This window comes from Pseudomonas sp. zfem002 (genome assembly GCF_032621685.1).
Lineage (GTDB): Bacteria > Pseudomonadota > Gammaproteobacteria > Pseudomonadales > Pseudomonadaceae > Aquipseudomonas > Aquipseudomonas japonica.
The window spans coordinates 1-16,868 of record NZ_JAVYJH010000004.1; the positions used below are offsets into that span (position 1 = coordinate 1).

The 16,868-nt window shown below is 63.2% G+C and carries 18 protein-coding genes and 1 rRNA gene; 15 read left to right on the forward strand and 4 right to left on the reverse strand.

Annotation, left to right across the window (positions count from 1 at the left end):
* The 4 genes from rrf to RTI28_RS07500 all read left to right on the forward strand — a co-directional run.
* Positions 1-96: ribosomal RNA gene (gene rrf, locus RTI28_RS07485) — 5S ribosomal RNA — on the forward strand; the annotation flags it as partial.
* 151 nt (positions 97-247) lie between these two features.
* On the forward strand, positions 248-907 hold the full coding sequence (locus RTI28_RS07490) for a paraquat-inducible protein A (RefSeq protein ID WP_316919870.1): 660 nt from the start codon (positions 248-250) through the stop codon (positions 905-907).
* Positions 894-1,517: a paraquat-inducible protein A gene (locus RTI28_RS07495; RefSeq protein WP_316919871.1), complete on the forward strand. Its 624-nt coding sequence runs from the start codon at positions 894-896 to the stop codon at positions 1,515-1,517. Before RTI28_RS07490 ends, RTI28_RS07495 begins: the two co-directional genes overlap by 14 nt.
* Complete coding sequence (locus RTI28_RS07500; RefSeq protein ID WP_316919872.1) at positions 1,510-3,816, forward strand: PqiB family protein; 2,307 nt, start codon at positions 1,510-1,512, stop codon at positions 3,814-3,816. Before RTI28_RS07495 ends, RTI28_RS07500 begins: the two co-directional genes overlap by 8 nt.
* Positions 3,817-3,930: 114 nt before the next feature.
* On the opposite strand, the gene rpsT is transcribed toward RTI28_RS07500, so the two are convergent.
* On the reverse strand, positions 3,931-4,203 hold the full coding sequence (gene rpsT / locus RTI28_RS07505; RefSeq protein ID WP_009403531.1) for a 30S ribosomal protein S20: 273 nt from the start codon (positions 4,201-4,203) through the stop codon (positions 3,931-3,933).
* 252 nt (positions 4,204-4,455) lie between these two features.
* Between rpsT and murJ the strand changes: the two genes are divergently transcribed.
* The 6 genes from murJ (at position 4,456) to ispH (ending at position 11,791) form a co-directional block, all read left to right on the forward strand.
* Positions 4,456-5,994, forward strand: a complete 1,539-nt coding sequence (gene murJ, locus RTI28_RS07510; protein ID WP_316919873.1) for a murein biosynthesis integral membrane protein MurJ — start codon at positions 4,456-4,458, stop codon at positions 5,992-5,994.
* A gap of 118 nt (positions 5,995-6,112) precedes the next feature.
* Positions 6,113-7,063: a bifunctional riboflavin kinase/FAD synthetase gene (gene ribF, locus RTI28_RS07515; RefSeq protein ID WP_316919874.1), complete on the forward strand. Its 951-nt coding sequence runs from the start codon at positions 6,113-6,115 to the stop codon at positions 7,061-7,063.
* Complete coding sequence (ileS, locus tag RTI28_RS07520; RefSeq protein ID WP_316919875.1) at positions 7,060-9,891, forward strand: isoleucine--tRNA ligase; 2,832 nt, start codon at positions 7,060-7,062, stop codon at positions 9,889-9,891. The genes ribF and ileS overlap by 4 nt, the downstream gene beginning before the upstream one ends.
* Positions 9,884-10,399, forward strand: coding sequence for a signal peptidase II (lspA, locus tag RTI28_RS07525; protein WP_316919876.1), 516 nt, complete (start codon positions 9,884-9,886; stop codon positions 10,397-10,399). Before ileS ends, lspA begins: the two co-directional genes overlap by 8 nt.
* Positions 10,392-10,829 carry an FKBP-type peptidyl-prolyl cis-trans isomerase gene (gene fkpB / locus RTI28_RS07530; protein ID WP_042127420.1) on the forward strand — a complete coding sequence of 146 codons (438 nt, stop codon included), beginning with the start codon at positions 10,392-10,394 and terminating at the stop codon, positions 10,827-10,829. The genes lspA and fkpB overlap by 8 nt, the downstream gene beginning before the upstream one ends.
* Before the next feature lie 14 nt (positions 10,830-10,843).
* A complete protein-coding gene (gene ispH / locus RTI28_RS07535; RefSeq protein ID WP_042127422.1) occupies positions 10,844-11,791 on the forward strand; it encodes a 4-hydroxy-3-methylbut-2-enyl diphosphate reductase in 948 nt (315 codons plus the stop codon).
* On the opposite strand, the gene RTI28_RS07540 is transcribed toward ispH, so the two are convergent.
* Positions 11,784-12,287, reverse strand: a complete 504-nt coding sequence (locus tag RTI28_RS07540) for a GspH/FimT family protein (RefSeq protein ID WP_316919877.1) — start codon at positions 12,285-12,287, stop codon at positions 11,784-11,786. The two genes, ispH and RTI28_RS07540, sit on opposite strands and share 8 nt — an antisense overlap.
* A gap of 106 nt (positions 12,288-12,393) precedes the next feature.
* Between RTI28_RS07540 and pilV the strand changes: the two genes are divergently transcribed.
* Genes pilV through thiO form a run of 5 tightly spaced genes read left to right on the forward strand, consistent with a single transcriptional unit; the run spans position 12,394 to position 15,425 of the window.
* A complete protein-coding gene (pilV, locus tag RTI28_RS07545) occupies positions 12,394-12,750 on the forward strand; it encodes a type IV pilus modification protein PilV (RefSeq protein WP_316919878.1) in 357 nt (118 codons plus the stop codon).
* Positions 12,751-12,755: 5 nt separating this feature from the next.
* Complete coding sequence (locus RTI28_RS07550) at positions 12,756-13,394, forward strand: hypothetical protein (RefSeq protein WP_316919879.1); 639 nt, start codon at positions 12,756-12,758, stop codon at positions 13,392-13,394.
* Positions 13,391-13,882 carry a hypothetical protein gene (locus tag RTI28_RS07555; RefSeq protein WP_316919880.1) on the forward strand — a complete coding sequence of 164 codons (492 nt, stop codon included), beginning with the start codon at positions 13,391-13,393 and terminating at the stop codon, positions 13,880-13,882. Before RTI28_RS07550 ends, RTI28_RS07555 begins: the two co-directional genes overlap by 4 nt.
* On the forward strand, positions 13,882-14,292 hold the full coding sequence (locus RTI28_RS07560; protein ID WP_316919881.1) for a type IV pilin protein: 411 nt from the start codon (positions 13,882-13,884) through the stop codon (positions 14,290-14,292). The genes RTI28_RS07555 and RTI28_RS07560 overlap by 1 nt, the downstream gene beginning before the upstream one ends.
* A gap of 29 nt (positions 14,293-14,321) precedes the next feature.
* Entirely contained in the window at positions 14,322-15,425 is a 1,104-nt protein-coding gene (gene thiO / locus RTI28_RS07565) for a glycine oxidase ThiO (protein ID WP_316919882.1), read from the forward strand.
* A gap of 15 nt (positions 15,426-15,440) precedes the next feature.
* Here the strand turns inward: thiO and RTI28_RS07570 are convergent, their stop codons facing one another.
* Entirely contained in the window at positions 15,441-15,671 is a 231-nt protein-coding gene (locus RTI28_RS07570) for a PP0621 family protein (RefSeq protein ID WP_042127436.1), read from the reverse strand.
* Between the two features lie 105 nt (positions 15,672-15,776).
* Positions 15,777-16,793, reverse strand: coding sequence for an outer membrane protein assembly factor BamD (locus tag RTI28_RS07575; RefSeq protein WP_042127438.1), 1,017 nt, complete (start codon positions 16,791-16,793; stop codon positions 15,777-15,779).
* Between the last annotated feature and the right edge of the window lie 75 nt (positions 16,794-16,868).

Here is a 16,868-nt window from a genome sequence, read left to right on the forward strand (position 1 = left end):
GGAACCACCTGATCCCATCCCGAACTCAGCAGTGAAACGACGCATCGCCGATGGTAGTGTGGAGCTTCTCCATGTGAGAGTAGGTCATCGTCAAGATTCAATTCCGAAACCCCTATCTGCTGATGCAGGTAGGGGTTTTGTCTTTGCGTGATATCACTTCCTTTTCGGTGCCGGCTCTCGTGGCGTTCCCACAAATCAGAGCAAGAGCACTAGAATAGAGCCCGACGCCGTTACTCAGAATTTTCCTATGTCCGACCCTGTTGATTCCCGGCCCCTCGCGAACCTGCCGCTGGATGAGTTGGTGGCGTGTCACGAGTGCGACCTGCTGATGCGCAAGCCGGTGCTCAAGCGGGATGAGAAGGCTCATTGCCCGCGTTGTGGCTATGAGCTGTATGCCCACCGACACAACGTAGTGCATCGCAGTCTGGCCCTGGTGCTGGCTGCTCTGATGCTCTACGTCCCGGCGAACTTCTTGCCCATCATGCAGCTCCATTTGCTGGGGCAAAGCGCCAACGACACGGTATGGAGCGGTGTGCTGGGTCTGTATGACTCCGGCATGCGTGGCGTTGCGGTGGTGGTGTTCCTCTGCAGCATGGCTATCCCGTTGCTCAAACTGCTGTGCCAGTTTGCGGTGCTCTTGAGCATTCGCTGGAATATCGGCAGGAGCTATGGATTGCTGCTCTATCGTATTTATCACCACCTTCGCGACTGGGGCATGCTCGAGGTCTACTTCATGGGGGTGCTGGTTGCGATCGTCAAGTTGGTGGACCTGGCGGAGCTTAGCCTTGGCCTGGGTCTGTTGTGTTTTATCAGTCTGTTGCTGGTCCAGGTGTGGTTGGAGGTGGTGATGTCGCCACACCAGATCTGGGTGGCATTGTCAGGAGAAGATCCACATGCGGGCGATTGATGCCGGAATCCTGATTTGCTGCGAGTGTCATGAGCTCAACCGGCAAGAGCCTGGCGCCACGGCGCAAACCTGTACACGGTGCGGTGCCATCGTGCATGCGCGTCGGCCGAACAGTCTCGTCCGGACCTGGGCGCTGCTGATCACCGCGGCGATTCTCTACATTCCCGCGAACGTGCTGCCGATCATGACCGTCAGTGCCTTGGGCCAGGGTAGCCCTGACACCATCATGTCCGGTGTCATCACCCTGTTGAAGCACGGCATGCTGCCGATTGCCGCGGTGGTGTTCATCGCCAGTATCCTGGTGCCGACCTTCAAGCTGGTCGGCATCGCTTTGCTGCTCTATTCAGTGCAGCGTCATCAACCCTTGTCTGCTCGCCAACGTATCCTGATGTATCGTTTCATCGAGTTCATCGGGCGCTGGTCGATGCTGGACATCTTCGTCATCGCCATTCTCGTGGCAGTGGTGAATTTCGGGCGCATCGCCAGTGTCGAGGCCAATCTGGGGGCGGTTGCCTTTGCCAGTGTGGTGATACTGACGATGCTCGCAGCAGTAACTTTCGATCCCCGACTGATCTGGGATAACACGGAGTCGGACGACGACCATGAGTGATGATTTGCCTACGGCGAGAACCCGCCCAGCCTCGAACTGGTCGGCTATCTGGATTTTGCCCCTGATCGCGCTGGTGATCGGTGGCTGGCTTGGCTGGCAAGCCTACCGGGATTCCGGCGTGAACATCGAGGTCCGCTTCCAGAGCGGCGAGGGTATCGTCGCCAACAAGACCGAAGTGGTCTACAAGGGCATGCCGGTGGGCAAGGTCAAGCACCTGGTGCTGGATGCCGAGGGCAGCAATACCGGGGTGATCGCCACCATCGAGATGAATCCCGCGGCGGAGCCGCACCTGTTGACCAACACCCGCTTCTGGCTGGTCAAGCCCAGTGTGAGCCTGGCCGGTATCACCGGTCTGGAGACTCTGGTTTCCGGCAACTACATTGCGGTCAGTCCCGGCGATGGCGAGCCGACCAAACGCTTCGTCGCCTTGCCGGAGGCGCCGCCGCTGTCCGATAGCGAGCCGGGCCTCCACGTGACCCTCAAGGCCGATCGACTGGGCTCACTGAACCGTGATAGCCCGGTGTTCTACAAGCAGATCCAGGTCGGCCGGGTGAAGAGCTATCGCCTCGCTGAAGATCAGGGCACCGTGGAGATCAAGGTCTTCATCGAACCGGCCTATGCATCCCTGGTGCGTAAACATACGCGCTTCTGGAATGCCAGCGGTGTCAGTGTCGATGCCAGCCTGTCCGGGGTGAAGATCCACAGCGAGTCGCTGGCCAGTATCGTCGCCGGTGGTATCGCGTTCGCTACCCCGGAGCATCGCAAGGACAGCCCGCCCACTGATCCGAGCCTGCCGTTCCGTCTGTTCGAGGACTTCGACGCGGCCCAGGCCGGTATCCGGGTGAAGGTCAAACTGAGCGATTTCGAAGGCCTGCAGGCGGGTCGTACGCCGGTGATGTACAAGGGGATTCAGGTTGGCACATTGAAGGCGCTGAAGGTCGAATCCGATCTGAACAGCGCCATGGCCGAGCTGACCCTCGATCCATTGGCGGAAGACTACCTGGTCCAGGGCACCCAGTTCTGGGTGGTCAAGCCATCGATTTCCCTGGCCGGTATCACTGGCCTGGAGGCCCTGGTCAAAGGCAACTACATTGCCGTGCGTCCTGGCGACAAGGGCGCGGCACCACAGCGTGAGTTCGAAGCCAGGGCCAAGGCGCCACCCCTCGATCTGAAAGCGCCGGGCCTGCACCTGGTGCTGTTCAGTGACAACCTCGGTTCGCTGGAGGTCGGCAGTCCGATTCTCTATCGCCAGGTGAAGGTCGGTACCGTGCAGAGCTACCAGTTCTCGCGCAAACACCAGAAGCGCCTGCTGATCGGTGTACACATCGAGCCGGAGTACGCTGGTCTGGTCAACGGTTCCACACGCTTCTGGAATGCCAGTGGCATCACCCTGACGGGAAGTTTGTCGGGTATCCAGATCAAGAGTGAATCGTTGCAGAGCCTGATGGCGGGCGGCATCTCCTTCGATACGCCAACGCCGAACGTTGCGCTCAAACGGCGTATTCCGACTTTCCGTCTGCACGAAAATCAGGAAGCGGCGAACCTCTCGGGTATCCCGATCACCATCAGGGTGGCAGATGCCGATGGCTTGAAAGTGGGAACGCCGATTCGCTTCAAGGGGCTGGATATTGGCAAGGTGGAAGGCGTCGACCTGAGTGCCGATCTGCAATCCGTGCTGCTCAAGGCGCGTATCACGGAGGTGCCGGAGCGCATCGCCCGGGTTGGTACGCAGTTCTGGGTGGTCAAGCCGGCGCTGGGCATCGTCAAGACCGAGAACCTGGCGACACTGGTCACCGGTCAGTACCTGGAGGTGCAACCGGCGGCGGTCAACAAAGGGCCGCAACGTGATTTCACCGCCTTGCCCGAGGCGCCCGAGGTCATTGGTCCGCCCGAAGGCCTGGCCTTGACGTTGAGCGCGGCGCGGCGTGGTTCGATCAAGGCGGGGGTGCCGGTTACCTATCGCGAGATTCCCGTTGGCAAGGTTACCGGCTTCGAACTGGGCCAGACCGCCGACCGGGTGCTGATCCATGTCCTGATCGAGCCACGCTATGCGTCTCTGGTGCGTGGTGGTAGCCGCTTCTGGAACAGTAGTGGCTTCGGCTTCGAGTTCGGTCTGATCAAGGGCGCGACGATCCGCACTGAGTCCCTTGAAACCCTGATCCAGGGCGGTATCGCCTTTGCCACGCCGGATGGCGAGCAGATGGGCAAGCCGGCGCTGCCGCAACAGACCTTCGCCCTGTTCGACAAGGCGGAGGAGGAGTGGCTGCAATGGGCGCCGAAGATACCTCTCGGTAAATAGAAAAAAGGCCCGGGTGAGTGATCACCCGGGCCTTTTTCTTTGGTGCTGCAGCAACGAATCGCGGTCAATAAAAAACCGACCCTAAGGTCGGTTTTTCAACAACAAGCTTGTCGCTTAGGCAGCAGCTTTCAGCGCCTTGATGTGGCCATTCAGACGGCCTTTATGGCGAGCAGCCTTGTTCTTGTGGATGATACCCTTGTCGGCCATACGGTCGATTACAGGTACAGCCAGGATGTAAGCAGCTTGCGCTTTTTCGGCGTCTTTTGCGTCGATGGCCTTGACTACATTCTTGATGTAGGTGCGGACCATGGAACGCAGGCTGGCGTTGTGGCTGCGACGCTTCTCAGCCTGTTTTGCACGTTTTTTGGCGGAAGGTGAGTTGGCCACCGTCGAGCTCCTCGAAAGACTTGGTAAATAGCAAACAAAATAGGCCGCGAATCATGCCGATGAGTTGACCGGTTGTCAAGGCCATGGACGGGGTTCCGCCCAGTGGTCAATCTCTCCATCGGGATGATTCCCTTCTGGTGCACGACCTGTAAACTCGGGAGCTTTTGCGCTGCCTGTTTTGCGCGGCGCGCATTATTGCATATCCGGATGACATTCGGCCTGCACTTCATCAAACGGCGTGAAAAACTTTCGATGAATCTCCTCAAATCCCTGGCTGCGGTCAGCTCCATCACCATGGTGTCGCGGGTGTTGGGTTTTGTCCGTGACACCATCCTGGCGCGGATTTTCGGCGCCGGAGTCGCCACCGACGCCTTCTTCATCGCCTTCAAGCTGCCCAACCTGCTGCGCCGGATCTTCGCCGAAGGTGCGTTTTCCCAGGCGTTCGTGCCAATCCTCGCCGAATACAAGACCCAGCAAGGCGAGGAGGCCACGCGGACGTTCATCGCCTACGTTTCCGGCCTGTTGACCCTGGTCCTGGCGCTGGTCACCGCCCTGGGCGTGCTGGCTGCGCCCTGGATCGTCTGGGCCACGGCGCCGGGTTTCGTCGACAGCGAGGAGAAATTCCAGCTGACCACCGACCTGCTGCGGGTGACCTTTCCTTATATATTGCTGATTTCGCTGTCGTCCCTGGCCGGCGCGATCCTCAATACCTGGAACCGCTTCTCGGTCCCGGCCTTCGTGCCGACCCTGCTCAACGTTGCGATGATCTTCTTCGCGCTGTTCCTGACCCCGTACTTCGATCCGCCCGTGATGGCCCTGGGCTGGGCCGTGCTGGCGGGCGGCCTGCTGCAGTTGCTGTATCAACTGCCGCACCTGAAGAAGATCGGCATGCTCGTACTGCCGCGGGTGAACCTGCGCGACACCGGGGTCTGGCGAGTCTTGAAACAGATGCTGCCGGCGATTCTCGGGGTATCGGTCAGTCAGATCTCGTTGATCATCAACACCATCTTCGCGTCGTTCCTGGTGGCCGGTTCGGTGTCCTGGATGTATTACGCCGACCGCCTGATGGAGCTGCCATCCGGGGTACTCGGTGTGGCACTGGGCACCATCCTCCTGCCGACCCTGGCCAAGACCTACGCCAACAAGGATCGCCAGCAGTATTCGCAGATTCTCGATTGGGGCCTGCGCCTGTGCTTTCTCCTGGTGCTGCCGTGTTCCCTGGCCCTGGCGATCCTCTCCGAACCGCTGACCGTGGCGCTGTTCCAGTACGGCAAGTTCAGTGCCTTCGACGCGCAGATGACCCAGCGCGCGCTGATCGCCTACTCGGTGGGTCTGCTCGGCATCATCATGGTCAAGGTCCTGGCGCCCGGCTTCTATGCCCAGCAGAACATCCGTACGCCGGTGAAGATCGCCATTTTCACCCTGGTGTCCACGCAATTGCTCAACCTGGTTTTCATCGGCCCCCTGCAGCATGCCGGCCTGGCCCTGGCGATCAGTGTCGGTGCCTGCCTGAATGCCGGGCTGTTGTTCTGGAAACTGCGCCAGCAGCGCCTGTTCGAGCCACAGCCGGGCTGGACCGGCTTCCTGGTCAAGCTGGTGGTCGCCGTACTGCTGATGTCCGCCGTGCTGCTGGTCGGCATGCATTTCATGCCGCTCTGGGCGGACGGGCAGATGCTGATGCGCTTCCTGCGCCTCGGCGCATTGATCGGCGCTGGCATCGTGACCTATTTCGGCAGCCTGTTCCTGTTCGGCTTCCGCCCCCGGGACTTCGCCCGCAAGGCGCTGCACTGACGGACGGCGCGGGCCGGGCGTCGGTTTTGCACAATCGGCGTCCCGGCATCGCGCTGCTGCCTGTCGTCAGCGCCCGGGTGTGGTTATAATCGACCACTTTATGAGCAAGAAGCGCGTTATGCAGCTGGTTCGAGGCCTTCAAAACCTTCGCCCCCGGCACCGGGGCTGCGTTGCTACTATCGGCAACTTCGACGGAGTTCACCGCGGTCACCAGGCCATCCTGGCGCGCCTGCGTGAGCGAGCGGCGGAGCTGGGCGTGCCCAGCTGCGTGGTGATTTTCGAGCCACAGCCGCGCGAGTATTTCGCCCCGCAAAGCGCTCCGGCGCGACTTGCACGACTGCGGGACAAGGTCGCCCTGCTCGCCGCCGAAGGCGTCGACCGGGTCCTGTGCCTGGCCTTCAACCAGCGTTTGAGCAAGCTCAGCGCCGACGAGTTCGTCGAGACCATCCTGGTCGACGGCCTCGGCGTGAAGCATCTCGAAGTGGGTGACGACTTCCGTTTCGGCTGCGACCGTCTGGGTGATTTCGTCTTCCTGCAGAACGCCGGCCAGCGCCACGGCTTCACCGTGGAGGCGGCGCAGACCGTCGAGCTGGATGGCCTGCGGGTCAGCAGCACCCAGGTCCGTGATGCCCTGGCCGCCGCGGATTTCGCCCTGGCCGAGCGTCTGCTGGGGCGGCCGTTCCGCATCCGCGGGCGGGTCCTGCACGGCCAGAAGCTGGCCCGGCAGTTGGGTACGCCGACTGCCAACGTACAACTCAAGCGTCGCCGCGTGCCGCTGAGCGGGGTGTACCTGGTCAGTGCGCAGGTCGATGGCAAGGTGTGGCCGGGTGTCGCCAACATCGGCGTGCGCCCGACCGTTGCCGGCGACGGCAGCGCTCACCTGGAAGTGCATTTGCTGGATTTCGCCGGTGATCTCTATGGCCGGCGCCTGACGGTGGAATTCCACCACAAGCTGCGCGACGAGCAGCGCTTCGCCTCCCTGGAGGCGCTCAAGTCGGCGATCGATGCGGATATCGCCGCCGCACGTGCCCATTGGCACGCTCAACCGCTAACGAAGAGCCTGAAATGACCGACTATAAAGCCACGCTAAACCTTCCGGACACCGCCTTCCCGATGAAGGCCGGCCTGCCACAGCGCGAACCGCAGATCCTGCAGCGCTGGGACAGTATTGGCCTGTACCAGAAGCTGCGCGAAATTGGCCAGGATCGTCCGAAGTTCGTCCTGCACGACGGCCCGCCCTATGCCAACGGCAAGATTCATATCGGTCACGCGCTCAACAAGATTCTCAAGGACATGATCGTCCGCTCCAAGACCCTGTCCGGCTTCGACGCCCCGTACGTCCCGGGCTGGGACTGCCACGGCCTGCCGATCGAGCACAAGGTCGAGGTCACCCACGGCAAGCACCTGACCGCGGACAAGACCCGCGAACTGTGCCGTGCCTACGCCGCCGAGCAGATCGAAGGGCAGAAGGCCGAGTTCATCCGCCTGGGCGTGCTGGGTGACTGGGACAACCCGTACAAGACCATGAGCTTCGCCAACGAGGCCGGCGAGATCCGTGCCCTGGCCGAGATGGTCAAGCACGGCTTCGTGTTCAAGGGGCTGAAACCGGTCAACTGGTGTTTCGATTGCGGTTCGGCGCTGGCCGAGGCCGAGGTCGAATACGCCGACAAGAAATCCCAGGCCATCGACGTGGCCTTCAAGGCCGTCGACGAAGCCAGGCTGGCTGCCGCGTTCGGCCTGTCGGCGCTGGCCAAGCCGGCGTCCATCGTGATCTGGACCACCACCCCGTGGACCATTCCGGCCAACCAGGCGCTGAACATCCATCCGGAGTTCGCCTACGCCCTGGTCGACGTCGGTGACAAACTGCTGATCCTCGCCGAGGAACTGGTCGAGTCCTGCCTGAAACGCTTCTCGCTGGAAGGTTCGGTGATCGCCACCGCGCCGGGTTCGGCCCTGGAGCTGATCAACTTCCGCCATCCACTGTACGACCGCCTGTCGCCGGTCTACCTGGCCGACTACGTCGAACTGGGCGCCGGTACCGGTGTGGTTCACTCCGCGCCTGCCTATGGCGAGGACGACTTCGTCACCTGCAAGCGCTATGGCATGGTCAACGACGACATCCTGACCCCGGTGCAGAGCAACGGTGTCTATGTCGATTCGCTGGAGTTCTTCGGTGGCCAGTTCATCTGGAAAGCCAACCCGCATATCGTCGAGAAGCTGACCGAAGTGGGCGCGCTGATGTTCACCGAGACCATCAGCCACAGCTACATGCACTGCTGGCGCCACAAGACCCCGCTGATCTACCGCGCCACCGCGCAGTGGTTCGTCGGTATGGACAAGCAGCCGGACAACGGCGATACCCTGCGCGAACGCGCACTGAAAGCCATCGAAGAGACCAAGTTCGTGCCGGCCTGGGGCCAGGCGCGTCTGCACTCGATGATCGCCAACCGTCCCGACTGGTGCATTTCGCGTCAGCGCAACTGGGGCGTGCCGATTCCGTTCTTCCTCAACAAGCAGACCGGCGAGCTGCACCCGCGCACCGTCGAGCTGATGGAAGCAGTGGCCAAGCGCGTCGAACAGGAAGGCATCGAAGCCTGGTTCAGGATGGACGCCGCCGAGCTGCTCGGTGACGAGGCCGCGCAGTACGACAAGATCGCCGACACCCTCGACGTCTGGTTCGACTCCGGCACCACCCACTGGCACGTACTGCGTGGCTCGCACAGCATCGGCCACGAGACCGGTCCGCGCGCCGACCTGTACCTGGAAGGTTCCGACCAGCACCGCGGCTGGTTCCACTCGTCGCTGCTGACCGGTTGCGCCATCGACAACCACGCGCCGTATCGCGAGCTGCTGACCCACGGTTTCACCGTCGACGAAAACGGCCGCAAGATGTCCAAGTCGCTGGGCAATACCATCGAGCCGCAGAAGGTCAACGACACCCTGGGCGCCGACATCCTGCGCCTGTGGGTTTCCGCTACCGACTACTCCGGCGAGATGGCGGTGTCCGAGCAGATCCTTCAGCGCAGCGCCGATGCCTATCGCCGCATCCGCAATACCGCGCGCTTCCTGCTGTCCAACCTGTCCGGCTTCGACCCGGCCCGCGACCTGCTGCCGGCCGACGACATGCTGGCCCTGGACCGCTGGGCTGTCGACCGTACCCTGCTGCTGCAGCGCGAACTGGAAGAGCACTACGGCGAATACCGTTTCTGGAACGTCTACTCGAAGATCCACAACTTCTGCGTGCAGGAGCTGGGCGGCTTCTACCTGGACATCATCAAGGACCGTCAGTACACCACCGGCGCCAACAGCGTCGCCCGGCGTTCCTGCCAGACCGCGCTGTACCACATCGCCGAGGCGCTGGTGCGCTGGATCGCGCCGATCCTGGCCTTCACCGCCGACGAGCTGTGGCAGTACCTGCCGGGCGAGCGCAACGAGTCGGTGATGCTCAATACCTGGTACCAGGGCCTGAGCGAACTGCCGGAAGGTACCGAGCTGGATCGGGCCTACTGGGATCGGGTGATGGCGGTGAAGGCGGCGGTCAACAAGGAACTGGAGAACCAGCGTTCGGCCAAGGCCATCGGTGGCAACCTGCAGGCCGAAGTGACCCTGTTCGCCGACGAGGCCCTGGGCAACGACCTGGGCAAGCTGGGCAACGAGCTGCGCTTCGTGCTGATCACCTCGGCCGCCAGCGTCGCACCGTTCGTCGAAGCGCCGGCCGATGCCGTGGTCACCGAAGTGGCTGGCCTCAAGCTGAAGGTGGTCAAGTCCGGTCACGCCAAGTGCGGCCGTTGCTGGCACTTCCGCGCCGATGTCGGGGCCAACCCGGAGCATCCGGAAATCTGCGAACGCTGTGTCGACAACATCAGTGGCAGCGGCGAGGTGCGTCACTATGCCTAATGTGGCTGCGGGGCGTTTCGGACGCCTTGCCTGGCTGTGGCTGAGCCTGCTGGTCCTGGTCCTCGACCAGGCCAGCAAGTTCTACTTCGAGGGTTCGCTGAGCCTGTACCAGCAGATCGTGGTCATTCCCGACTACTTCAGCTGGACCCTGGCCTACAACACCGGCGCCGCTTTCAGCTTCCTGGCTGACAGCTCCGGCTGGCAGCGCTGGCTGTTCGCCCTGATCGCCCTGGTGGTCAGCGCGGTGCTGGTGGTCTGGCTCAAGCGCCTGGGCCGCAACGAAACCTGGCTGGCCGTTGCGCTGGCCCTGGTCCTCGGCGGCGCCCTGGGCAACCTGTACGACCGTATCGTGCTCGGCCACGTGATCGACTTCATCCTCGTTCACTGGCAGAACCGCTGGTACTTCCCGGCCTTCAACCTGGCCGACAGCGCCATCACCGTCGGTGCGGTGATGCTCGCGCTGGATATGTTCAAGAGCAAAAAGTCCGGAGAACCTGTCCATGAGTGACACCCGTATCGGCCAGAACACCGAAGTCACCCTGCACTTCGCGCTGCATCTGGAAAACGGCGATACCGTCGACAGCACCTTCGACAAGGCTCCGGCGGTGTTCAAGGTCGGCGACGGCAACCTGCTGCCGGGCTTCGAAGCGGCGATCTTCGGCTTCAAGGCCGGTGACAAACGCAATGTCACCGTTGCCCCGGAGAATGCCTTCGGTCAGCCCAACCCGCAGAACGTGCAGGTCATGCCACGCTCGCAGTTCCAGGACATGGAGCTGTCCGAAGGCCTGCTGGTCATCTTCAACGATGCCGCGAACGCCGAGCTGCCGGGTGTGGTGAAGGCCTTCGACGACGCCCAGGTGACCGTCGATTTCAACCATCCGCTGGCTGGCAAGACCCTGAGCTTCGAGGTGGAGATCCTCGAGGTGAAGGCCATCTGAGCCGGGAGTTCCTCATGCAGATCAAACTCGCCAACCCCCGTGGCTTCTGCGCTGGCGTGGACCGGGCGATCGAAATCGTCAATCGTGCGCTGGAGGTCTTCGGGCCACCGATCTACGTCCGCCACGAGGTCGTGCACAACAAGTTCGTCGTCGAAGACCTGCGCGCCCGCGGCGCCATCTTCGTCGAGGAGTTGGACCAGGTGCCGGACGATGTCATCGTCATTTTCAGCGCCCACGGCGTTTCCCAGGCCGTGCGCCAGGAAGCGGCCGGTCGTGGCCTCAAGGTGTTCGACGCCACCTGCCCGCTGGTGACCAAGGTGCATATCGAGGTCGCGCGCTACAGCCGTGACGGCAAGGAGTGCATCCTCATCGGCCATGCCGGGCATCCGGAGGTCGAGGGCACCATGGGGCAGTACGATGCCAGCAATGGCGGTTCCATCTACCTGGTCGAAGACGAGGAAGATGTCGCCCAATTGCAGGTACGGAACCCCGAGAGGCTGGCGTTCGTCACCCAGACCACCCTGTCGATGGACGACACCAGCCGCGTCATCGACGCCCTGCGCGCGCGCTTCCCGAGCATTGGCGGGCCGCGCAAGGACGATATCTGCTATGCCACCCAGAACCGCCAGGACGCGGTCAAGCAACTGGCTGACGAGTGTGATGTGGTACTGGTGGTCGGCAGCCCGAACAGCTCCAACTCCAACCGCCTGCGTGAGCTGGCGGAGCGTATGTCCACCCCGGCCTACCTCATCGATGGTGCCGAGGATCTGCAGCGCGCCTGGTTCGATGGGGTCGAGCGGATCGGCATCACCGCCGGTGCCTCGGCACCGGAGGTACTGGTACGTGGTGTGATCCAGCAATTGCGCGACTGGGGTGCCAGTGGCGCGCAAGAGCTGGATGGGCGTGAAGAGAATGTGACGTTCTCCATGCCCAAGGAACTGCGGGTCCGTAACGTCAGTTGAGGCGTTCGCACAGGGGCTTGTTCGTGGGCGCATGACGCACGCGGACTCGCCCGCTGGGTGACAGCACGACCTGATACAGCCTGTCCTGACCGGGCGCCGCGCACACTTGCAGCGTCCCGGACAGGAAAGCGCCACTTTCACGCAGGGGCACCCCCAGCCCCGAGAAGCGCACTCGCTGCGCGACCGGTTGATTGCCCACCACCCTGATGTTTCCCCTCGTCGAATACTCTCGTAACAACGGCATGTCGCTGCGCTCCAGCAGTATTTGCCAACCCTTGCTCCAGTCACCCTCGATCGCTCGCAGCATGACCACCTGGTTACGCAGCAAGGCCTCGCTGCGTGTGGCGCGCAGGGCCTGGGCGAGGCTCTCCGCGATGGCCTGTTGCTGAAGGTCGTGGCTCATTCGGCTGTAGGTCGATGTTCCGAGCGATGTCAGTAAGGCCAACAGCCCTACGGCGAAGAGCATCTGGATCAGTGTTACTCCCTGTTGCTTCATCGTGCATTCCTCCCTGGAAGTGCTTCGCTTAGGTTCCTGCATGGCCTGACCGGCGTCGAGTCGGCCGGGTTGGCAGCAGGTCGAGGAAAATTCGCGGGAGATGGGGATGACAAGGAAGGGGCAACAGGGCCTGAGTCTGCTCGAAGTGCTGGTGGCACAGGTGTTGATAGCGGTGGGACTGATAGGCGCGGCGGGGCTGCAGATGCGTTCGCTGCAAGGGACGGATAGCGCCCGCATGGCCAGCCAGGCGGCCTGGATTGCCCACGGCATGCTGGAGCGGGCGCGTTCGACACGCGGTGTCGATGGCGCCGACCAGCTCGAGTTCCAGCGGCAGATCGAGGCCTTCGCCGGCGCTGCCGGGCGGGGCGAACTCCGTCAGGGTGGGCGTCAGGTGACGGTGGGCTGGAGCGATGAGCGGGCGGGGGGCGGTTCACGGCTCATCGAGCTGGGGGTGCCATGGTGAGGGCAATGGCGGGATTCAGTCTGCTCGAAGTGTTGCTCGCCATGAGCCTCGGATTGCTGCTTCTGTTGGGCGGCAGCCGGATCTTCATCGGCGCGTTGCACGGTTGGCAGGCGCAGCAGGCGGCCGCACGCTTGCAGGAGGATGCGTACCTGGTCTTGCATCGGCTGGCCCGGGATATCCGCATGGCAGGTAGTTTTGGCTGCCTGCGAGAGGACGCGATGACCTTCGCCGATGTGGCCATGGCCAGGGTGTTCGCCCAGCCGGTCGGGCTCGAAGTGGCAAGCGATGGCAATCTGCGCAGCCTGACCCTGGTCAGCGCGCAGGCGGGCGAGTTGGGTGGGCGGCATGATTGGACCCTGCTTACCGACTGCCTGGCCCGGGCGCAGGTCGTCGCGGGGACTGCCAGCCCGGGTCCGGGCATGTTCGCGATTCCCGTACGCCAGCAGCGCTACCGGCTCGACGCGGGTCAGTTGCAGTTGCGCAGTGGTGGTGCCAACGCGGTACTGGTCGACAATGTGCAGCGGTTCGAGGTCCGCCGGGACGATGACCGGATCAAGCTCGGCCTGACCCTGGGCGATCCCGGACAGCGGGTGCGGGCCCAGACCTACGAACTGGTGGTTGCCTTGCGCAACCCGCGTCCATGAGCGGCATGAACAGGCAGCGCGGCGCGGTGCTCGCGCTGAGCGTCATGCTCGTCGCACTGTTGGGCTTGCTTGGCCTGCTGGCGCTGCAGGCGAGTACGCAGCAGACCCGCATGGTCGGTAACCTGCTGGCATCGCTGCAGGCACTGGAAACCGCCGAAAGCCTCCTGCGCGCTGGCGAGGCCCGTTTGCCTGGCGCTGCCCCTGAGCCATGCGGCTTTTGCCTGCCACCTTTCGATGTGACGACCCCCGGCGCGGCGCTCCCCTGGCAGCACCAGGGTTCCGGACGCTACCTGATCCAGAACCTGGGCCGGACCGAGCGTGCCCGGGGCATGGCGGACGGGCTGCCGGTCACCCTGTTTCGCGTCACTGCGGTAGCCGAGGAGCGTCAGGCGCGGGTGGTACTGGAAAGTGTCGTGGCCTTGCCGTTGCCACCGAATGATGGGCCTGCCCGGCGGATCGCCTGGCGCGAGATTTCCCGGGAGTCTTGATGCAGCGCACGCAGATTGGCCTGAGCCTGATTGAAATGTTGATTGTCGTGGCCCTGGTCGGCATGCTGGCGGGCATTGCCTACCCCAGCTACAGCGAAATGGTCCGCAAGGCCGCGCGCACGGAAATAGCCGGGATCCTGTACGAAAGCGCGCAGCACCTGGAGCGGCACCATTCCCGGACCGGTCGCTACCTCGACAGCGACGCGGCCACGGTCCCGCTGCCGGACGGCAACGTCCATTACAGCCTGCATGCCCGGCGCGAAGCCGACAGCTACCTGCTGAGTGCCACCCGGCGCCCTGGTGGCGCGATGGCCTTCGATGCCTGTGGCGATTTCGAACTCGATCACCGTGGCGTGCGCGCCAATCCAGGACGCGGCGCGGCAGCCGAGAGGGACTGCTGGGGCGGCTGAAGTCATTCATTCGGGTACTGGATCTACAGATGACCAAGCAAGTAGTGATTGTGGGTGGCGGTGTGATCGGTCTGCTGACGGCATTCAATCTGGCCGCGGAGGTCGATCGGGTGATCGTCTGTGACAAGGGCGACCTGGGCGGCGAATCGTCCTGGGCCGGCGGCGGTATCGTCTCGCCGCTCTACCCATGGCGCTACAGTCCGGCGGTGACGGCCCTGGCACACTGGTCGCAGGACTTCTATCCACAGCTTGGCGAGCGGCTGCATGCCAGCACCGGGATCGATCCGCAGGTGCATGTCACCGGCCTGTACTGGCTAGATCTGGATGACGAGGCCGACGCCCTTGCCTGGGCGCAGCGGGAAGGGCGGCCGTTGAGCAAGGTGGCGGTCGCCGAGGCCTATGCCGCGGTGCCTGTGCTCGGTCCGGGTTTCGAGAGCGCGGTGTACATGGCTGGCGTTGCCAACGTGCGTAATCCGCGCCTGCTCAAATCGCTGAAGGCAGCGCTGCAGGCGCTGCCCAATGTCACCCTCAAGGAGCATTGCGCGATCACCGCATTCGTCCGCGAAGGCGAGCGGATTAGCGGTGTGCAGACCGTCGAGGGCACCATCGAGGCTGATGAAGTGGTGCTGACCGCCGGTGCCTGGAGCGGTGATCTGCTGCGCTCGCTGGGCTTCGACTTGCCGGTGGAGCCAGTCAAGGGCCAGATGATCCTGTTCAAGTGCGCCGAGGATTTTCTGCCGAGCATGGTCCTGGCCAAAGGCCGTTATGCGATTCCGCGGCGTGATGGCCACATCCTGGTGGGCAGCACCCTGGAACATGCCGGCTACGACAAGACGCCGACCGCCGAAGCGCTGGAGAGCCTGCGCGCCTCCGCGATCGAGCTGTTGCCCGCGCTGGCCGATGCCGAGCCGGTGGGGCACTGGGCCGGGCTGCGTCCCGGTTCGCCGGAGGGGATTCCGTACATCGGCCGCGTGCCGGGTTGCGAGGGGCTGTGGCTGAACTGCGGGCATTACCGTAACGGTCTGGTGCTGGCGCCAGCGTCCTGCCAGTTGTTCAGCGATCTGCTCGTTGGTCGTGAACCGATCATCGACCCGGCGCCCTACGCACCCGCGGGTCGCCTGCAGGCACGCTGAGCGACGCCGGAGGCCTCAGTGCTTGTCGCTGGGGCCCTGTTCCAGATGGGCGGTACTGCAATACCACTCGTTGCCGCGATGCAGGGCGCGGTCGTTCGGCAGGTGCACGCCGCAATGGGCGCAGCGCACCATCTTCAGTGTGGTGTCCTGCGACGGGGTGGAGGAGGCGGCGTTGCCGGCCTTGAACTTGCGCCACAGCCAGAAGGCGGCGGCGATCAGGGCAATCCAGAAAAGTAGACGAACCATGGTGTCCAGCTTATTTCGACGAAGATGCGCCAGTGTAGAAGAGCGCTGATCCGCGGCCAATAAAAAAGGGAAGCCCAAGCTTCCCTTTTTTCGTTTTCGGCGCGGTCAGTCAAACACGCCAAAGGTCATGTAGCTGAACCAGGAGCGGTCATCGTTGTTGCCTTCGGCTTCGTGGTTCTCTTCCTGCACGGCGTCGCCATCTTTCGGCAGCAGTTCTTCCGGGATGGCTTCCTTGGCGTCTTCGTACTGCTTGATCACGTCCTGGTTGGCGCGGGTTTCGCCCGGTGGCAGCGGCGTCGCGGTGTTGATCAGGCCCAGGGTGGCGCGGGACAGCCAGCCGCGGTTGTCGGCTTCTTCCTGGCGCGGTACGAACTGGCCGTCGACCAGGCTCGGGTGATCGGGGTAGTTCAGCTTCAGGGTTTCCAGGCTGGTGGCAGCCAGTTCGTCCAGGTGCAGGCGCTGATAGGCCTCGACCATCACCGCCAGGCCGTCGCCGACGGATGGGGTTTCCTGGAAGTTCTCGACCACGTAGCGGCCACGGTTGGCGGCGGCGACATAGGCCTGGCGGGTCAGGTAGTAGTCGGCGACGTGGATTTCGTAGGAAGCCAGCAGGTTGCGCAGGTAGATCATGCGCTGCTTGGCATCAGGCGCGTAGCGGCTGTTCGGGAAACGGCTGGTCAGCTGGGCGAACTCGTTGTAGGAGTCGCGGGCGGCACCCGGGTCGCGCTTGGTCATGTCCAGCGGCAGGAAACGGGCCAGCAGACCGCGGTCCTGGTCGAACGAAGTCAGGCCTTTCAGGTAGTAGGCGTAATCGACGTTCGGGTGCTGGGGATGCAGGCGAATGAAACGCTCGGCGGCGGACTTGGCGGCCTCCGGCTCGGCATTCTTGTAGTTCGCGTAGATCAGCTCCAGCTGCGCCTGGTCGGCGTAGCGGCCGAACGGATAGCGCGACTCCAGGGCCTTCAGCTTGGCCGTGGCGCTGGTGTAGCTGTTGTTGTCCAGGTCGGCCTGCGCCTGCTGGTACAGCTCGGCTTCGCTCAGGTTTTCGTCGACGACTTCCTTCGAAGAACAAGCAGCGGTGAGTCCGAGGATGGCGATCAGCAGCAGGTGTTTCACTTGCATGGCGGCTTGCGTCCCTATGACGGCCGCTGTCTTGGGCACGGCCGTCCTGTTATGATGAGCACCCCGCGGAGCACA